Origin of the sequence: Nitrospira sp. NS4, assembly GCF_049546785.1 — a bacterium.
Taxonomy (GTDB): domain Bacteria; phylum Nitrospirota; class Nitrospiria; order Nitrospirales; family Nitrospiraceae; genus Nitrospira_D.
In genome coordinates this window covers 139,719-155,312 of sequence record NZ_JBMWAN010000005.1, presented here as the reverse complement: position 1 = coordinate 155,312, position 15,594 = coordinate 139,719, and the positions used below count along the sequence as shown (strand labels likewise).

The window sequence follows — 15,594 nt, the reverse complement described above, 5'->3', positions numbered from 1 at the left end:
GCTATGACAACCAATGCTTTGCTGGATGCACCCCTTTCACGTGCGACGTCCGCGGACAGGATTGAAGGAGTCATTCTCAAGCACCTCGACGAGCAGGCCGTGATTGGTCTGGATGCCTTGATCGTCCTGATGCCCGAATATGGCTGGAGTCAGATCTTCCACGCGATCGATCGTTTGGCCCGCTGCGGCCAGATCACCCTGCGCCGGCATCGCTCCGAGTACACCATATTCGCCTCCCACTACGCTGCCTAACCCCCTGCTACCGCCGGTAGAGGCACGCGAGCAGCATGAACCCGGTGCGATCCTTCCCGCCTTTCCTGCTTCTTCAATGAGTCGTATCAGGGTGTGCGGAGGAGGTCATGTGGCGGATGATCTTGCCTTCCACCATGTAGATCACCAACTCTGAGATATTGGTGGCATGGTCGGCAATTCGTTCGATGGACTTACTGATGAAGGTCAGGCGGATGGCACGGGAGATCGTTCCGGGATTCTCAATCATGAAGGAGAGAAGTTCCCGAAAGAGCTGATGCGTCAGATTATCGACAAAGTCATCGTCGGCACAGACTTTCCTCGCCAGCGCCGCATCCGACCGGACGAAGGCATCAAGGCATTCCCGGACCATTCTCATCGCCCAATCGGCCATCCGGGGAATATCGATGTAGGGCTTCAGTTGCGGCTCTTCGTTCAGTTCAATGACCCGCTCGCAGATGTTTTCCGCGAGGTCGCTCATCCGCTCGAGTTCCGTGGAGATTTTCATGGCGGTGGTGACAAACCGCAGGTCTCCCGCGGTCGGCGCCTGAAGCGCGAGCAGCCTGATGCACCGTTCATCGATGTCGACATCGAACCGATTCACCAGCGAGTCTCGCTCGATGACCTGAGAGGCCAAGGCGACGTCCCGATCGACCAAGGCCTTGATCGATCGCTCAATTTGCTCTTCGACCAGGGCGCCCATGCGTAGAATTTGCGCTCTCAGATCGGCGAGTTCGTCATCGATGTGTCGGTGCATCTCCGTCCTTGTTTCTGCCGTCGTTAGCCGAACCGGCCGGTCACATACTCCTCGGTCAGCTTATTCGAGGGGTTGGTAAAAATGATTTCTGTGCGGTCACGCTCAACCAGCCGGCCCTCATACATGAAGGCCGTGTAATCCGAGATGCGCGCCGCCTGCTGCATGTTATGAGTCACGATGACAATCGTGACCTTCTCTTTGAGCGTTGTCACGAGTTCCTCGATACGGGCCGTGGCGGTCGGATCCAACGCTGATGTCGGCTCGTCGAAGAGCAACATTTCCGGGCCGGTTGCCAGGGCTCGGGCGATACAGAGCCGTTGTTGTTGGCCTCCTGAGAGGTTGAATGCGAGGCCATGAAGCCGGTCTTTGACCTCAGACCAGAGCGCGGCATCGCGCAAGGCGCGCTCGACAATATCGTCAAGCTGATCGCGTCGTGAGGTGCCGCGGATGCGCAAGCCGTATGCCACATTTTCATAAATGGATTTCGGAAAGGGGTTGGGCTTTTGAAACACCATGCCGACGCGCATACGGATTTCAATGGGGTCCACGTCAGGGCCGATAAGATTGACCTGATCGGGATAGAGCAGGACTTCTCCCTCGTACCGATTGCCCGGATACAAATCGTGCATGCGATTCAGACAACGCAGGAAGGTTGTTTTTCCGCATCCGGAGGGACCGATCAGGGCGGTCGCCCGTCGGTCGGGAAGTTCCAAGGAGATCTGCTTGAGGGCTTGGACGCTGCCGTAATAAAAACTCAGGTTCTTCGCCTCGGCTTTGAGCAGCGCGTGCGGTTCGGTTGCGATCGTCATGCTGTCACCAATGGATCCGTTTTCTGAAGCGCGCACGGATCACGATCGCGAGCGCATTCATGGCTAAGGTCATTAGGAGCAGCACCATCCCGGCCGCGGCGGCATTTACATGAAAGGCCTCCTGCGGCCGTGACACCCAGTTGAACATCTGAATGGGCATCACGGTAAACGGATCGAAGATCCACTCAAAGGACAGGAAAGGCATCTCCGACTGCCACGGAGGGTGCGGGAGAAAGGCGATAAAGGACAAGGCCCCTACGGTCAGCAGCGGCGCGGTTTCGCCGACAGCCCGGGACAGCGCGAGAATCAATCCGGTCAAGATACCGCCCATTGAGTAAGGGACCACGTGATCCTTGACCGTTTGCCATTTGGTGGCGCCCAGCGCATAAGCCGCTTCCCGAATCTGCGGCGGCACCGCCCGAATGGCTTCGCGCGTGGCGATGATGACCATCGGCAGAATCAACATGGCCAGGGTCAAACCGGCCGTGAGGAAGCTCTGCCCAAGATGAAATTCATACACGAACAGGCCGAGCGCCATCAGGCCATAGACGATCGACGGGACGCCCGCCAGGTTCGCAATGTTAATCTCGATCAGGTCGGTCATCCAATTCCGGGGGGCATATTCTTCCAGATAAATGGCGGCTCCCAGTCCCAACGGAACCGCGGTCAGTGCCGTCAGGAACATGACCAGAATAGTTCCTATCCAGGCGCTCAGAATACCGGCCTGGTCTGGAAAGCGTGACGGGAAGGAGGTCAGGAATTGCCATGACAGGCGACCGGCTCCGTCCAAGGCCAACCGGCCCAACAGGGCTAGCAGGACGACGAGCGCCACGAGCATGGCCAAGAGTCCTGCGACGGCAAAGAGCAGATCGGCGCGCTTGTGGCGCGCGATGATCCCTTGCAGCGGGGCGGGTTTAATAGACTTGTCGATAGCGTTTTCTGAGGACATGGCCGGCAATGTTAAATACCAATGTCATAAGTAAGAGTGTGAGACCTGTCGCAAAAATCGTTTGATAGCCGATGCTGCCGTGCGGGACATCGCCAAGGCTGACTTGTACAATGTAGGCTGTCATCGTGGCGGCCGGTTCAAGCGGGTTCCAGGTCAATGTCGGCTGCATGCCGGCGGCGATCGCCACCACCATGGTTTCCCCGATCGCGCGTGACACCCCCAGCACATAGGCGGCCGCAATCCCCGAGAGTGCGGAGGGAAAGACCACTCGAAGGGCGGTCTGCATCCTGGTGGAGCCCAGCGCATAGGCGCCTTCTCGAAGATAGACAGGAACGGCTCGCATCGCGTCTTCGCTGACCGAACTGACGTACGGCACAATCATGATGCCGATGACCAATCCGGCGCTGAGCATGTTAAAACCGGGTAGATCAGGCCAGATCTTCTGGAGAGTCGGTGTGACAAACAATAACGCAAAGTACCCGTACACCACGGTGGGGACGGCGCTCAAGAGTTCCAGGGCTGGCTTCACCGCCTCGCGGACAGAGTGCGGCGCATATTCGCTCAGGTAAATAGCCACCATGCTGCCGACGGGAATCGCCACGAGCAGTGCGACCGTCGTCGTCACCAACGTGCCGGACACCAGCGAGAGCATGCCATAATGCGGCTCCGCAAAAAGCGGAGTCCATTGCCGATCAGTCACAAACTCGAGGAGAGAGACATGCCGGAAAAAGGAGAAGGACTCGTAGGCGAGCACCCCGACAATGCCTACGGTGATGGCGACTGAGGTCAATGCCGCCAGGAATAACAGCAGCTCAATGCCCTTTTCCTTGGCTCGTGGGAATAGGGGAGTGGCGATCCGAAATGCAGCGGGCTTTTTGAAGGCCGCGGTTTTCACAACATCAGCATCCATAGGGTACCGTTACAGTGTCGCTTCCCGGCGCAGGAGATCTTCGATTTTCATGCCGATGGTGGAAATGCCCTGAAAGGCCGTTCCCAGTTTCCCCTTTTGAAAATGCGAGACCGCCAGGTTATAGGCTTCCTTGGGGAGCGGCACATACTTTACCTGAGGCACCAGGAGCGGAGCCTGTGCCAGATAAAACTCGACGAATCGTTTCACCTCCGGCTTGCCCGCTGCCGTCGCATTCACATAAATGAACATCGGACGGGACAGCGGCTGGTAGGAGCCGTTCTCGACTGTCTCTCTTGACGGGAGCACCGGGCCATGGCCTCCATCCACCGCGACGGCTTTCAATCGCTTCTTGTTCGGCTCGAAGTAGGCGTAGGGGATATAACCAAGGGCATGTTTGTCGTTGGAGATGCCCTGAACCAGCGTGTTGTCATCTTCGCTCGCCGTGTAATCGCCGCGACTCGCCTTGGCCTTTCCGACGACTGCTTCGGTGAAATAGTCGAAGGTGCCTGAGTCTGAACCGGCTCCGAACAGTTTCAGCGGCTGGTCGGGCCAGGTGGAACGGATCTGATTCCACTTTGTCACTTTTCCTTGAGCCGGTGGTTCCCAGATCTTCTTCAGTTCTTCCACAGTCACTGTATCAATCCAAGTCGCTTGAGGACTGACGGCCAGGGTCAAGGCGTCGAACGCGACCGGCAATTCGTAATATTGAATGCCGTTGGCGCGACAGGCCTCCATCTCGCTTGCCGAGATAGGGCGGGAAGCATCCTGCACGTCTGTTTCACCGCGACAAAACTTCTTGAATCCCCCGCCTGTGCCGGAGATTCCCACCGTCACGCGGACCGTTCCGCGAGTCTCTTTCTGAAACTCTTCGGCGACTGCCTCGGTAATGGGGAACACGGTGCTGGACCCATCGATTTTCACGAGGGTGGTAGGTTCAGAATGTGTGGGACTGACGGGCCAGGCCAAGAGCCCCAGGACAGCGAGGCTCATCGCCACTCTCATTCCATTTATTTGCCCAAACCGCATAGCGCTCCTCCTCAGATATGTCATTCCCTAGCCAAGCCAGTATAAGTTCTAGATGTGTCCAAGATAGCCGGAGCCTCTTCCATCTCTGTTACGCGGATGTTAACTCTATGTTAACTTCTCCTGACGAGCAGGGGGCAATCCTTCATATCAGCGTGTAGCTAGCAACCAGGCGTAATGAGCACAGCCATCTCTTGGAAAGGCTCACCCGACAGTTGGGTTGGAGGAGGTTATTGGGCAGGAGATTTCCGTGAGGGCTGCTTCTTGGACCTGGCTGCATCAAGTTCAAGGCGGAGCTGCTCCATTTGCTGATTCAGCTGTTCCATCCGCTTTGTCTGTTCCTCAAGGCGGCTGCGAAGCTCCAGATTGGAACTGGTCAGTTCGCGAATTTGGAGTTGCAGATCTTCCGACGAAACACCGGCCGGAGCCGTTTTCGGGAGCAATGGCGCAGGCGGGGGGAACAGTGGCGCTCTTGCTTCTCTATTTATGCGGGCAGGGAACGGTTTGGCCTGCCTGGCCAAGGTGTCTTTGACGTTCAATGACACATGCACGGTCTCGAAGGGCGCCCATCGCGGCTCTTCGAGGTCGGGCACTGTTGCGGCTTGAGCCTCGTTTGAGACCCAGAGGTTCATGCCTTTGGTGTCACGAACGTCCCGAAGATCTCCCCCGGCCGTGTCGGCAGTGAGGAATGCCGAATGGTCTGTGACGACCACGTGCAAGTAGCGTCCTCGGAGAAACAGGGCCCCGGCTGTTCGATCTTCGCTATAGGAAACGTCCGGTTTGGGTAAAGAAAAGAAGACCCGTTCGGTTGGTTTTGCCTCGCGGAAGGCGGCGACAAGCGCTGATGAGATTGTCGAGAGCTGCCGCTCGGTAAACAGGGGGACCGGTCGTGGTGTTTCCACCATGCCGAGAATCGTTCCGCTCCAGCCGCTGACAAAAATGACGTGGAGCAACGACTGGATTTCTTCTGACGTGAGAATGGCCGGGTGATCGTTGACTGGCTGATTGCCGGAACGAGCTATCGTGGGATCGGCTTCGAGTCCGATGCGAATGCCTTGCTGGTCGTACACCAACCGTTCGGGGTTCAGGAGGCTGCATCCTGAAAGGACTTCAATGCTCAGGATAAGCGCACAGGCCAAAAGGAAGGGTCGAGAACAGGCGCCTATTTGCATGTGAATTGAATCCCCCATATTCGATCGGTCCCGATCTGGGGTCCCCAGGCGCGATCGGCGGCCCGGCTAACTTTGGGGACTCCACCTTCCTTGACGATCTGATAGCCGGACGGACATTTGTCCTCCATGATGCGTAAGGCTTCTTGCCGGCCGTCAGAAGTGAGTACGTCGGCCTCAGATTGAATGGCGAACGTCACCAGGCCTCCGTTTGGGGTTTCGCGTTGGAGCGTTGCATCGTATCCGCAGCTGGCCAGACCGCTCAGGCACATGGCGGCGGTACAGACCCGCCATATGTCGAACGGAACGCGCAGCAAGCATCGTGAGAAGAGAAAAATATCACGGCCTCTTAGGGCTTGGTTGCGCACATGGTCTCTTCCTCAAGCGTTTCATAACCGCCACCGTACGACGGAAAATCCGCAATGTCTCGCCCGCCGGTCTTCCAGAAATGCACACAGGCCGCTGACACGGTCGGAAGACTTCTCGGAAGATCATCGACGTTAACGACCATCGGCGCATGGGTCGTGCCGATCACAATCAATCGATTCCCCGGCTGGAGAAATGCTGAATTGATGGTGCCCTGGTAGGAAATCGCAAACTCGCCGCTCCTCTTTCCGGTATCCTTCGGACCATAGGCGGGATGTTCGACGATAGGAAGCTGAGCGACCACGATGGTCACCGTGTCACCTTTCGTCTCGGCATTCACAATGCGGCCGCCAAGCTGAATCTTTTTTGCTTCGGCCTGGTTCGGCAGCATGCGCCAATGAGCAAAGTCGAAGTTAGGGTCCACGTCCTTTACCACCTCAGGTGGAAACACGGCCTTTGCTGTGCAGGCGCTAAGTGCCAGGCCTGCGAATAGTACTGCGCCCAAGGTGATCGATTTCATACCGTTCCTCCTTACTCCGAGCCAAGGAACAATGCAATGCCAAACTTCTGGTCAGGCTACATTGCCCAAATTATCTTTACATAAACCGAACCTGGAATTGGACAAAGAAGGCGTTGTTCGCAAACGGGTCTGTTGCCGAATTATAACCAGCCGCTGCCGGTCCCGTTCCCAAGCCAGAGTGGTCACGGAATTCATAGTTGAATTGGATCTTGGATTGGATTTTGGGCGGAAAATTCTCGAAGTAATAGGTGAGCCCGATGATCGTTCTCGTGTACATGTCATTGGACATCCACGTGTTGGGATCGAATTGTTCATACATCACTGTCGGTTCAAAGTTCTCAAACGGGCCGCTTGTGATGAGATACTTCGAAAGGACATACCAGGTGCGCCGGTGCATGCCCGGTGCGCCAGACCCGCCGCAGCCGACAGGACAGTCTCCGTTGGCGCCTGTGCCCACCGTCGTGGCGTTGGCCCCGTCGTGCCCCTGCCAATATTCTCCCTGAAGCACGAAGCCGGGGAGTATCTTGGATGTGTAGCGGAAATCGATGCCATACCGGTCGAAGTCGCCTTTGCCGCGACCATTAATCAGGGTCCCGGCGTTGTTCGATTCACCTAGAATCGTCGTGAAACTGATAAACGACACATCATTTCCAAAAAGTCGTACCCGTGTATAAAAGGCTTTGGGCTGGTTGGCCCCGCCAACGCCCGATGTCGTGCTCACGAGAGAATTAGCCTGAAAATTATTATTGTTCATGACGCCAACCACATATTCGAGCCGGTTGGCGATTTTCCCTCGCACATCGATAAAATAGTCGCGCTCTTGGATGAAGTCGATCGCGCCACCGGTACCATTTCTATTTTGTCCCGGTCCTCCACCGCCGCCAACCGAGGTTAGATAGGGGGAACTGATGATATCCCGCAACCCACCGGATGTTTCGGTAAAGATACCGAACGGCATACGGAAGATGCCGAGGCGAATCATATTGAGGTTGGGGGCCCAGGATTGAATCGGACGGACATCGATATAGGTTTCCCGAAAGAAGGTCGCTGAAGCCGGCGACCCGGATCCGCTGGTTGGTGTGTTGCTCGTCAAACCGGTGCTCTGGAACTCCATCAGCACGTGCCAGCGGGGAATCGTTTCACTGATTTTTCCCCAGAAGAGCATTTCTGAGCGTCTGATGGAAAAACTGTCCTGGCTTTTGCCCTCTGGAACTTTGGCGTCGACATGGCCATAGAGGAACTGCAGGGCGTTCAGGCCGAAATTGACCTTGTCTCTGAGCATCGGTAAGAGCTCGGTTTTCGATTTCCATTCTTCCACCGAATCGAGCCGTCTGGTCTGGTCGGCGATTTTATATTCCTGCTCGGCACGGATCTGAATCCATTCATCCATCGTAATCGTGCCCTTTTGGAGGAGCAGATCCTCGACGGAGATTCCACCCGGTGGAAGCTCTCTGGCTGGTGGTGCAGCCTGTATGGTTGAATCCGGGGCGGGGGGCTGAACGGGCCGTGGTTCTTCGGCGTAGGCCGCCGACAGTCCTCCTGTGATCATGGCAAGTGCCGCCACCTGGGCGATACCAGCCATCCTGCGAAATGCTCTCATCACGATCTCCTTCTTCCGTTCCATGAGAAATATGCGTGGCTGCGAGACGTATGTGCCGTTGTCGCTCCTTGCCGCATTACCGGACCGGTGCCGCAGCGGGCGTCAGCCCGATGGCCACGGCGCTCTTTGCCGCTTGGGTAGGAGGCAAGGGGAAAAATCCGGCTTTGACCACCGCCTCTTGTCCGTCCTGGCTCATAATAAAAGTCAGGAATTCTTGCACGGCAGCCGGGAGCGGCGTCTTCGGATCCTTATCAATGTAGAGATACAGCACTCGCCGCAAGGGATAAGTCTGATCCGCGACCGTCGCTGACGACGGGGTCACAAACGGCATACCGGTTGTTTCCGCGAGCGGAACGACCCGGACGGCAGAGGCTTGCAGCCCGAGCCCGCTATAGCCGATCCCCAATTGATCGCGACTCAGGTCCAGAATCACGGAGGCGGCGCCCGGATCTTCGTGCAGGCCAGGCATGAACTCGCCACCGGCTAGGCAATGTTCTTGAAAGAAGGCTCTGGTGCCTGATTTGCGGTCGCGACCATAGAGCTGGATCGGAGCCTTCTCCCATCCTTCTGTCAGCCCAAGCTGTCCCCATTGGGTAATGGCCGATTTGTATCCCCGATTGCGGGTTGTCGAGAACATGGCATCCACCTGATCGAGCGTGAGACCTGTCAGTGGATTGTCCTTGTGCACATAGAGTGCGACCGCATCGACGGCAACCGGAACCGCAGTCGGTTCATAACCATGCTGGGCCACAAACTCTTTCGTTTCGGCATCGAACAACTCACGCGAGGTGGTCATGATAGGGAAGTTCTTGGTGCGTTCTTCGAGCAGCATGACCTTGCCGGTCTTGCTGAGAGGCGGCTGGAGGAACTCTGCAATGGCTTTGGTCGATCCTCCTCCCTTGACCTCAATCGCGACTTTCGGCTGACGCCGCTGAAATTCCATGCTAAGGCGATTCAGGAGCGGATACATGGTTTCGGATCCCTGCACTTTCAAACTCCCGGACACTTGGGCCTGAGGATTGTATCGGGGCAGCGAGGAATCGCCTGGGATAGCCGCCAGCGGCCCAGCGATTTCGGCCGGGGCTTCGCTGACCCAGGAAACCAGCACGAGCACGATGGTCAGAAACATCCCTGCAACTGATCTTCCTTGAAATGATCGGTGATCTGGGTGGTATCGCTGCATCCCGTGTCCTCCCTGTTTGGTGGTAACGTCTCGTAACGGTGCCAACTCTACCGACGGAGGGTTGCGGGGGAGTAACCTCAATGTTACAGGACTGTTAATTATTCGTTTAGAAATGGGGAATGGGCTCGGGAGGTGGAAAAACCGATGGGCAACCGCTCATATGAGTGCTCGGCCGGGGGAGGGAGAAAACGCTTACTTGCTGATAGCCTGTGGCTGGCTTCGGCCAATTGAATATTCACGTGCACGACCCCCTCGTTCAGATTCCGGTAGGATAGTCGGACCTAATCAGCGGGAGGGTATTGGCTTGGGCCTGTTTGGTAATGATGGGGAGGGCCGGCACATAACGGCCGAGGCGACTTTGACGCCGATGAGCTTGGCGCCAGGCTCGACGACCACATGATCGCCCTGCTCTGACCGGATGACGAGCGCCTGCATGCCCACGAACGTGTCGTCGCCGACTTTGGCCGGTCCATGCACCTGCGATTGATGAGCGAGGAGACGCGATTCCCGACATAGACGGAATATTTCTTTCCGTCGACCTCGACTTCGTTTTCGGACAGCTCGTGATCGCCTTCAAAGGTTTCCAACCCGTGCAAGACCACCCCATCCTGGACGTTGCTTTCATGGCCGATATGAATATGCTGGCCTTCGTCGCCGCGCACCGAGGCGGCAGGGGCCACATACACATGGTCGCCGATCGCGACAGATCCGATCACCGCCGCCAACGGACGAATGCGTGTATGCTGGCCGATGATCGGCGTTTCGATGTCCGGCATGAAGGTCGTTTTGACATTCGGCGTGATCCATCCCACCAGGAAGACACTGAGGAGCAACACGTTCAGACTGATCGACAGGGTCAGCCCTCAAGTCGCGAGGAGCTCCTTGCTGGTAAATACGTCAGGCTGAGCTGAGAGCCGAGGAGGGGGGACGCGAACCGTTAGAAGGTCTGTAGATGCAGTACGGCGCTCTCGCCTTTGCCGGGATCGCGGCGCAGGACCGCCCAGGCCGTCTTGGTCGTATCGTTGACCGTAACCGAGAGATGGGTGGAAAAGTAGTCGCTTTTGACGTCGTATCCGCTCTGTGAGGCGCGTAATTGTGCGCCGATCTCCTGGAAGCTGCCGATTCGATCCAAGTCCTCTTTTTTCTTATACGGTCGACCCTGGACAATTTCCATCGCCATGGATTGCGAGATGGCAGGATCGAGCGATTGGATCACTATCAGGTCAGCCGTATTCAGATTGACCAAGGCCCCGCCTCCCGCGGGAAAGACCGTGGCATAGCGGGAGAGCCGGTCGATGATGTCCGGAGTAAACCCTTTGACCAGCCGGAGATCGCCGAGACCGGTGAGGGGTGCATTGGCTGCGCGATAGGGCGGGCGTTGCGACTGGTAATAGAGACTTTCCGCTCCCGCCGGTTCCTGGGTTTCGTCCTGATCGACCCAATCGATCAGGGCCTCCACCAGATCAGGATTGAGCTGCAGCAGCTCGAACAGTCGTTTGTATCGTTGGATCTTGGCCTTGCGTTGCAGCTCGTCTCCGGGGTTAGCGGCCAACTCATTGAGGTTCAATTTTCCGCTCTCGTCTTCAATCTGAGCGTTCAACAATCCGTCGCCGATGGCGTAGTTCTTGATCGGCATGGCCCAGAGGTCGGTGGGCGCATCGTAGGCTTCGCCGGCCATTTTGTCCTTCAGAAAATCCTGTTGTAAGACCGCCCGCGCGGCCTGGACCGCCGCCCGCGTCAGCGTCCTGGCTTTGAAATTATCGCGGAACGCGGCGGCATCGCGATATTCTCGCCGGGCCTCCGCGTCGAATTCGAGGATAAGGGCCGTGAGGAGGGTGAGAATCAGGAGGGCGAGCAGGAGGGCGACGCCCCGTTCATCATCTCGTCGCATGGCTGAGTGGCCGGAGGGTGGCATTGAGACTCACCGGGCAATTGAAAAGGACACTGATCTGGAGTGGCCGGACCGCAATCGTTATCCTTTCACGTAACTGAGCACACGGATCGTCGCGTCCAGGTTCATGGGGTTGTCGAATTTTGGCCGCACCTGGAAATGGCGAATGTGAAGATCGTACGGAGCTTGCTCAATCTCCGTGAGCAAGGCCAACAGTTCAGGCAATTGGACTCCTTCGAGGCGCAAGTCGACCGCCGTCTCTTGATAGCCTTGGGGCAGCGTTTGCATTTGCGGCTGCATGCCGGCAATCCGGTCGCGGATATGCGCCGTGTTTGCGGCATCCTCCATGAACGCCAGGAGGGAAAATCCGCTGTCGGCGGTCGGCATGCGGCTTTCCGCCTTGGCGAGGCGCGCATGCTTGGCCGCATACTCCTGCGCCAGCAGGGCCAGCTCACTGCTTTCCTTTTGCTTCTTGCTCGCCTGGCGGTCCAATCGATCCATGGTCGAGAGGAGGGGATCGACAGCCAGAACAAACAACAGGCTGACGGCGGTGATCACCCCACCGATCATCAGCATCGTCCGCTCGCGCGGAGCCAGGTGTTTCCAGCGGTCACGAAGCTGATGCATCATGGCTGCACCACCGTGGCGCTCATGCGGAAGACGATCTGATTCGGCGAGGCGCCGACCCGGGTCTCGCTGACCGCCACTTCTTTGAATTGGCTTCCGGATGAAAATGTCTGTTTGATTTTTTCCACACTCTCAAACGACGTGGTTTCTCCCTCCAGGAGGACGATCCCTCCGTCCACGGTCAACTCCCGCACCTTGACGGGAAGGCCGGCCGGCATCTGCTTCATAAAGATGGCCATCGTCGCCAGGATACGTCCTTCCGAACCATCGATGGCAGAGAGTGATTTCTCGACGGCGGCCAGGCGGAAGCGGGCCTGATCCAATTCCTCGCCCGGCGCCGCGCCGGGACCGAACCCCTGCTCGTACTGGCTCTGCAGCGTCCGCTTCAACTGGCCCAGGCGTTGTTCCTTCAGGGTCAGATGCACGACGCCGTCGGCGATAGCCAGTGTGCCCAGCAGGACCGCGCCCAGGAAGGCCAGCCGGCGATCCCGCGGCGAGGTCTCCGTTTGAGGCGCTGCGGCATCGGACACCGCCTTCAGATCGACCGCGAGCCCGGCCGGAGTCGGCTTGAAGCGCCAGCGCGGCCGGACGATCTTCGGATGAATCGCCAGACCGAAGGCAATGGAAAATGCGCGCGGGCTGTTGGCCCCGAAGCCCTGCCGCGGGCCGACCGGATAGAGGCCCAGGTGCTGCGCGACGTAGCCGCCGATGTCTTTGAGTTTGGCGCCGCCGCCCGATACCCAGCAATGGGTCAGCCGTCCCCGTTCGGTGCCTTCGTAGGCCTGCAGGGTGACGCGTAATTCTTTGAGGAGGGGTTCCAGCCAGGCCTCGACCTGTTGCACCGCCAGGGTCCGTTTGCGTCGTTCGGCTTCGGCAAAGCTACAGGCGTGCCGCACCGCCAGCGCTTGGGTCAGATGATTGCCGCCCCAAAGGATCGTCCGCAACACGACCGGCCTACCTTCCTGGATCAAACACAGCGTGGTTTTGGAGGCGCCGACATCGATGATCGCCAGATCGCGTGGAACCGTGCCCCCCTGCTCACGCAGGTATTGCGTGACCGAAAACAGGGCCATGGCATCGACGTTGATCGCGTCCGGCTCCAGGTCCGCCTCGGCGAGGAAACGAAGGTGTTCCGATAGCTTATCCTTCGGGGCTGCGGTGACCAGGACATCCGATCCTTTTGTGGTGCGCAGATCGCCTGCGGCATCCATGCCGGGCGGCAGGAGGAGACTGCCGATTGCCAAGTCCTCCAGGGGCATCGGGACGAGATTCTCCATCTCAAACGGTACGACTTGTGAGAGCTTATCGGGGTCTTTGAAGGGAAACGACAAGGTCCGTACGAACAGATCCTGGCAGGGGATTGCCGTTACCAGCCGATCCGTCGCATAGAGTCCGTTCTGCCAAAGAAACCCGCGCAACGATTGCACGCGGCGCGCCGGCTCGAGATCTTCCGGCCTGGCGAACGGCATGGGATGATGGAAATAGTCGATCGTTTCCCGCCCGCTCAACCGGCGGCGAAAACGCACCGCTTTCAGGCCGGTCTGGCCGATATCCAACCCCACACATTCAGTGGCAATGCTCATCGTCGCTCCGATCGTCCCTGCGTATCTTTGCCTACTCTACAATGCCAGCCTGGCCCGTGCCAATGTTCCCTGCACTTTAAACGTGAACGGGGTCCCCGGAGGAAGGGGAGGAATACCGAGGCTGCCCGCCTTTGCCGCAAAACCCGCCCCCGGAATGACCGTCAGCGAGAGGGCCAGCTGACTCTGCTGGACCGGAAGTTGTACGGCAATGGTCCCTTCTCCGGAAAGGGACCCGTCGATGCCGTCGCCCTTCAGTTCCGTGACGGTACAGATCTGCTCTCGACAACTGAGTCCGACTGAGAGGGTGTTGACGGCCAGCGAGAGGGTTCGGCCGTTGCCGACCGGAACCTCATCCAGCGACAGGTCTTTAACGTCCATTCTCCAGGTGCCTTCCCCGAACGAAGCCGGGGAGGCGGCAGGCAGAGTGTCCAGTCGCTGTGTAAATTCGCCTGTGAGCGTCCCTCGACTGACATACTGGCCGACCAGCTTTGAGAGATCGATCTGCTTGATGTTTCCGGTGACTGTCAGCGGTCCGGTCAATGACCAGGAGGGCGCCGTGACGGTCGATGACACCGTTCCCTTGGCCGGGGATTGCGCGTCCAGTTGCGCCGTCAGATCGAGGGCCACGCCTCCGGTCAGGGCCTGAAGGACGCCGAGCCGCGCGCGCATGGCCCCGAGCTCAACGGGAGCCCATCCGGCTTTCGACACAGTCACGTGGCGCCATTCCAAAGCCAGCGGGAATCCGACCGTCCAGTATGCGGCATGGACTTCGATTCCGGTTCGCCGCTGTAATTCACCGATGACCCTGGTGTGCAGGGCCTCATAGGGGAACGTGAGCCCGAGCCAGAGCGCAAACACTACCACACCGCCGCAGACCCAGATCACGGGTTCTTTCCATGCCGCCATATTCTTGAAAGGCCAGCCCGTCATGAGACACCCACAGTGATCCATTCACGGATCGTATAGGGTTCGGCCCCGGCCTCCTGGAATGTCACCTCCACGAGGACGGCCGTCGGCATCGGCCCGTTCGCCGTCCATTCATCGGCCCAGACGCGGCTCTGTCCGCTATAGTAACGGACATTGAAGCCCGTGACTTTGTTCGCCAGGTCTATCTGCTCGAGGGACTCGTCGGTCAGGCCGTAGAGGTTGCGCCGGACAAACCGGATGAGACGATCACCTTCCCTGGTATAGATCACCCGGAGCCGGTCGCTCTCTTGTGCCCCCTGTGCCCCGAGGCCGTCGCTGAGCGTGACGAAGGCCAGCGTATCCGCCGGTTGGCCATCCTGCGTCCCGTTCATGCCTGTCCAGGGATAGATCGGTTCCTGTACTCCGATGGAGAGCTCTTCGGCCATCAGTCGAAGCACGCGCCGGACCGTTTGTTCTTTGGTCGCGGCGGCACGCCCGGCCTCGACGACCCGCGTCGTTGTCACCAGGGAACCAAAGACAATCGCTCCCATCGTCGCCAGCATGGCGATGGCCAGCAGGGCTTCGACCAGCGTGAAGCCGGCTTCCGCGCTAGAACGTGAGACCGGCAAAGACATACGTGCTCACCTCGAGGGTTTCTTCGTTCTGGCCGCGTGGCCAGACAATCTCAATGCGCACTTCCCGGATCAATTGCAGAGGAGTCGGCAGGATGCTCCGCTTCCACCGATACCCGCTGGCCCGATCCGCCAGTTCCGCGGTTGTCGGCACTCCGGGCGGCGGGGCCTGAAAATCGCCCGTGGTCTCGCCGATGGGGAAGGCACCGGAGAGTTCCGTTTCCAGCAGCTTTTCCTGAGCCAGGAGTGTTGCCCTCATGAGCTCGGCCGATCTGGCTTGCAAGTCAAGATCGAAATTCCTGAGACCCAACAGTACAGGCAGGGCAATAGCCAGAATCGCCACCGCCAGTAATACTTCCAGGAGGCTGAAGCCTTGTTCGTTCTGCGGGTCTCGTTTGCACATTGTCGGTTCCATATCCT

Annotated in this window: 17 protein-coding genes; 1 reads left to right on the top strand and 16 read right to left on the bottom strand. The window is 58.3% G+C overall.

What is annotated here, in order from left to right; translation table 11 throughout:
• Nucleotides 1-3: 3 nt before the first annotated feature.
• Nucleotides 4-252 carry a hypothetical protein gene (locus ACO9S2_RS15320; protein ID WP_423723254.1) on the top strand — a complete coding sequence of 83 codons (249 nt, stop codon included), beginning with the start codon at nt 4-6 and terminating at the stop codon, nt 250-252.
• Between the two features lie 73 nt (nt 253-325).
• On the opposite strand, the gene phoU is transcribed toward ACO9S2_RS15320, so the two are convergent.
• From phoU to ACO9S2_RS15240, 16 genes are all read right to left on the bottom strand, one after another.
• The gene (gene phoU / locus ACO9S2_RS15315; protein WP_423723253.1) at nt 326-1,006 is read right to left on the bottom strand and encodes a phosphate signaling complex protein PhoU; all 681 of its coding nucleotides are present in this window, start codon (nt 1,004-1,006) and stop codon (nt 326-328) included.
• A 23-nt stretch (nt 1,007-1,029) separates the two neighbouring features.
• Nucleotides 1,030-1,815 carry a phosphate ABC transporter ATP-binding protein PstB gene (gene pstB, locus ACO9S2_RS15310; protein ID WP_423723252.1) on the bottom strand — a complete coding sequence of 262 codons (786 nt, stop codon included), beginning with the start codon at nt 1,813-1,815 and terminating at the stop codon, nt 1,030-1,032.
• Nucleotides 1,816-1,819: 4 nt separating this feature from the next.
• Complete coding sequence (gene pstA, locus ACO9S2_RS15305) at nt 1,820-2,764, bottom strand: phosphate ABC transporter permease PstA (protein WP_423723251.1); 945 nt, start codon at nt 2,762-2,764, stop codon at nt 1,820-1,822.
• Nucleotides 2,730-3,674, bottom strand: a complete 945-nt coding sequence (gene pstC, locus ACO9S2_RS15300) for a phosphate ABC transporter permease subunit PstC (protein ID WP_423723250.1) — start codon at nt 3,672-3,674, stop codon at nt 2,730-2,732. Before pstC ends, pstA begins: the two co-directional genes overlap by 35 nt.
• Nucleotides 3,675-3,683: 9 nt before the next feature.
• Nucleotides 3,684-4,664: a PstS family phosphate ABC transporter substrate-binding protein gene (locus tag ACO9S2_RS15295; RefSeq protein WP_423723249.1), complete on the bottom strand. Its 981-nt coding sequence runs from the start codon at nt 4,662-4,664 to the stop codon at nt 3,684-3,686.
• Between the two features lie 263 nt (nt 4,665-4,927).
• A complete protein-coding gene (locus tag ACO9S2_RS15290; protein WP_423723248.1) occupies nt 4,928-5,836 on the bottom strand; it encodes a hypothetical protein in 909 nt (302 codons plus the stop codon).
• A gap of 379 nt (nt 5,837-6,215) precedes the next feature.
• Nucleotides 6,216-6,752 (bottom strand): Slp family lipoprotein, encoded by a 537-nt coding sequence (locus ACO9S2_RS15285; RefSeq protein WP_423723247.1) that lies wholly within the window; start codon nt 6,750-6,752, stop codon nt 6,216-6,218.
• A gap of 76 nt (nt 6,753-6,828) precedes the next feature.
• On the bottom strand, nt 6,829-8,352 hold the full coding sequence (locus ACO9S2_RS15280) for a hypothetical protein (protein ID WP_423723246.1): 1,524 nt from the start codon (nt 8,350-8,352) through the stop codon (nt 6,829-6,831).
• A 76-nt stretch (nt 8,353-8,428) separates the two neighbouring features.
• Nucleotides 8,429-9,481 carry a PstS family phosphate ABC transporter substrate-binding protein gene (locus ACO9S2_RS15275; protein WP_423723245.1) on the bottom strand — a complete coding sequence of 351 codons (1,053 nt, stop codon included), beginning with the start codon at nt 9,479-9,481 and terminating at the stop codon, nt 8,429-8,431.
• Between the two features lie 335 nt (nt 9,482-9,816).
• Nucleotides 9,817-10,371, bottom strand: coding sequence for a hypothetical protein (locus ACO9S2_RS15270; RefSeq protein WP_423723244.1), 555 nt, complete (start codon nt 10,369-10,371; stop codon nt 9,817-9,819).
• 101 nt (nt 10,372-10,472) lie between these two features.
• A complete protein-coding gene (gspK, locus tag ACO9S2_RS15265) occupies nt 10,473-11,426 on the bottom strand; it encodes a type II secretion system minor pseudopilin GspK (RefSeq protein ID WP_423723243.1) in 954 nt (317 codons plus the stop codon).
• Between the two features lie 81 nt (nt 11,427-11,507).
• Complete coding sequence (gene gspM / locus ACO9S2_RS15260) at nt 11,508-12,056, bottom strand: type II secretion system protein GspM (RefSeq protein ID WP_423723242.1); 549 nt, start codon at nt 12,054-12,056, stop codon at nt 11,508-11,510.
• On the bottom strand, nt 12,053-13,636 hold the full coding sequence (pilM, locus tag ACO9S2_RS15255) for a pilus assembly protein PilM (RefSeq protein ID WP_423723241.1): 1,584 nt from the start codon (nt 13,634-13,636) through the stop codon (nt 12,053-12,055). Before pilM ends, gspM begins: the two co-directional genes overlap by 4 nt.
• Nucleotides 13,637-13,672: 36 nt before the next feature.
• Nucleotides 13,673-14,566, bottom strand: coding sequence for a type II secretion system protein GspN (gene gspN / locus ACO9S2_RS15250; RefSeq protein WP_423723240.1), 894 nt, complete (start codon nt 14,564-14,566; stop codon nt 13,673-13,675).
• A complete protein-coding gene (locus ACO9S2_RS15245) occupies nt 14,563-15,177 on the bottom strand; it encodes a type II secretion system protein GspJ (RefSeq protein ID WP_423723238.1) in 615 nt (204 codons plus the stop codon). The genes gspN and ACO9S2_RS15245 overlap by 4 nt, the downstream gene beginning before the upstream one ends.
• Nucleotides 15,152-15,577 (bottom strand): prepilin-type N-terminal cleavage/methylation domain-containing protein, encoded by a 426-nt coding sequence (locus ACO9S2_RS15240; protein WP_423723237.1) that lies wholly within the window; start codon nt 15,575-15,577, stop codon nt 15,152-15,154. Before ACO9S2_RS15240 ends, ACO9S2_RS15245 begins: the two co-directional genes overlap by 26 nt.
• Nucleotides 15,578-15,594: the final 17 nt, after the last annotated feature.

What these genes read in the sequence shown, in the direction of transcription:
- gspM (WP_423723242.1), bottom strand. Translation starts at nt 12,056, where the DNA reads ATGATGCATCAGCTTCGTGACCGCTGGAAACACCTGGCTCCGCGCGAG.
- pilM (WP_423723241.1), bottom strand. Translation starts at nt 13,636, where the DNA reads ATGAGCATTGCCACTGAATGTGTGGGGTTGGATATCGGCCAGACCGGC.
- ACO9S2_RS15280 (WP_423723246.1), bottom strand. Translation starts at nt 8,352, where the DNA reads ATGAGAGCATTTCGCAGGATGGCTGGTATCGCCCAGGTGGCGGCACTT.
- pstC (WP_423723250.1), bottom strand. Translation starts at nt 3,674, where the DNA reads ATGGATGCTGATGTTGTGAAAACCGCGGCCTTCAAAAAGCCCGCTGCA.
- gspN (WP_423723240.1), bottom strand. Translation starts at nt 14,566, where the DNA reads ATGACGGGCTGGCCTTTCAAGAATATGGCGGCATGGAAAGAACCCGTG.
- ACO9S2_RS15320 (WP_423723254.1), top strand. Translation starts at nt 4, where the DNA reads ATGACAACCAATGCTTTGCTGGATGCACCCCTTTCACGTGCGACGTCC.
- ACO9S2_RS15240 (WP_423723237.1), bottom strand. Translation starts at nt 15,577, where the DNA reads ATGTGCAAACGAGACCCGCAGAACGAACAAGGCTTCAGCCTCCTGGAA.
- pstB (WP_423723252.1), bottom strand. Translation starts at nt 1,815, where the DNA reads ATGACGATCGCAACCGAACCGCACGCGCTGCTCAAAGCCGAGGCGAAG.
- phoU (WP_423723253.1), bottom strand. Translation starts at nt 1,006, where the DNA reads ATGCACCGACACATCGATGACGAACTCGCCGATCTGAGAGCGCAAATT.
- pstA (WP_423723251.1), bottom strand. Translation starts at nt 2,764, where the DNA reads ATGTCCTCAGAAAACGCTATCGACAAGTCTATTAAACCCGCCCCGCTG.
- ACO9S2_RS15295 (WP_423723249.1), bottom strand. Translation starts at nt 4,664, where the DNA reads ATGAGCCTCGCTGTCCTGGGGCTCTTGGCCTGGCCCGTCAGTCCCACA.
- ACO9S2_RS15275 (WP_423723245.1), bottom strand. Translation starts at nt 9,481, where the DNA reads ATGTTTCTGACCATCGTGCTCGTGCTGGTTTCCTGGGTCAGCGAAGCC.
- ACO9S2_RS15285 (WP_423723247.1), bottom strand. Translation starts at nt 6,752, where the DNA reads ATGAAATCGATCACCTTGGGCGCAGTACTATTCGCAGGCCTGGCACTT.
- ACO9S2_RS15245 (WP_423723238.1), bottom strand. Translation starts at nt 15,177, where the DNA reads ATGTCTTTGCCGGTCTCACGTTCTAGCGCGGAAGCCGGCTTCACGCTG.
- gspK (WP_423723243.1), bottom strand. Translation starts at nt 11,426, where the DNA reads ATGCGACGAGATGATGAACGGGGCGTCGCCCTCCTGCTCGCCCTCCTG.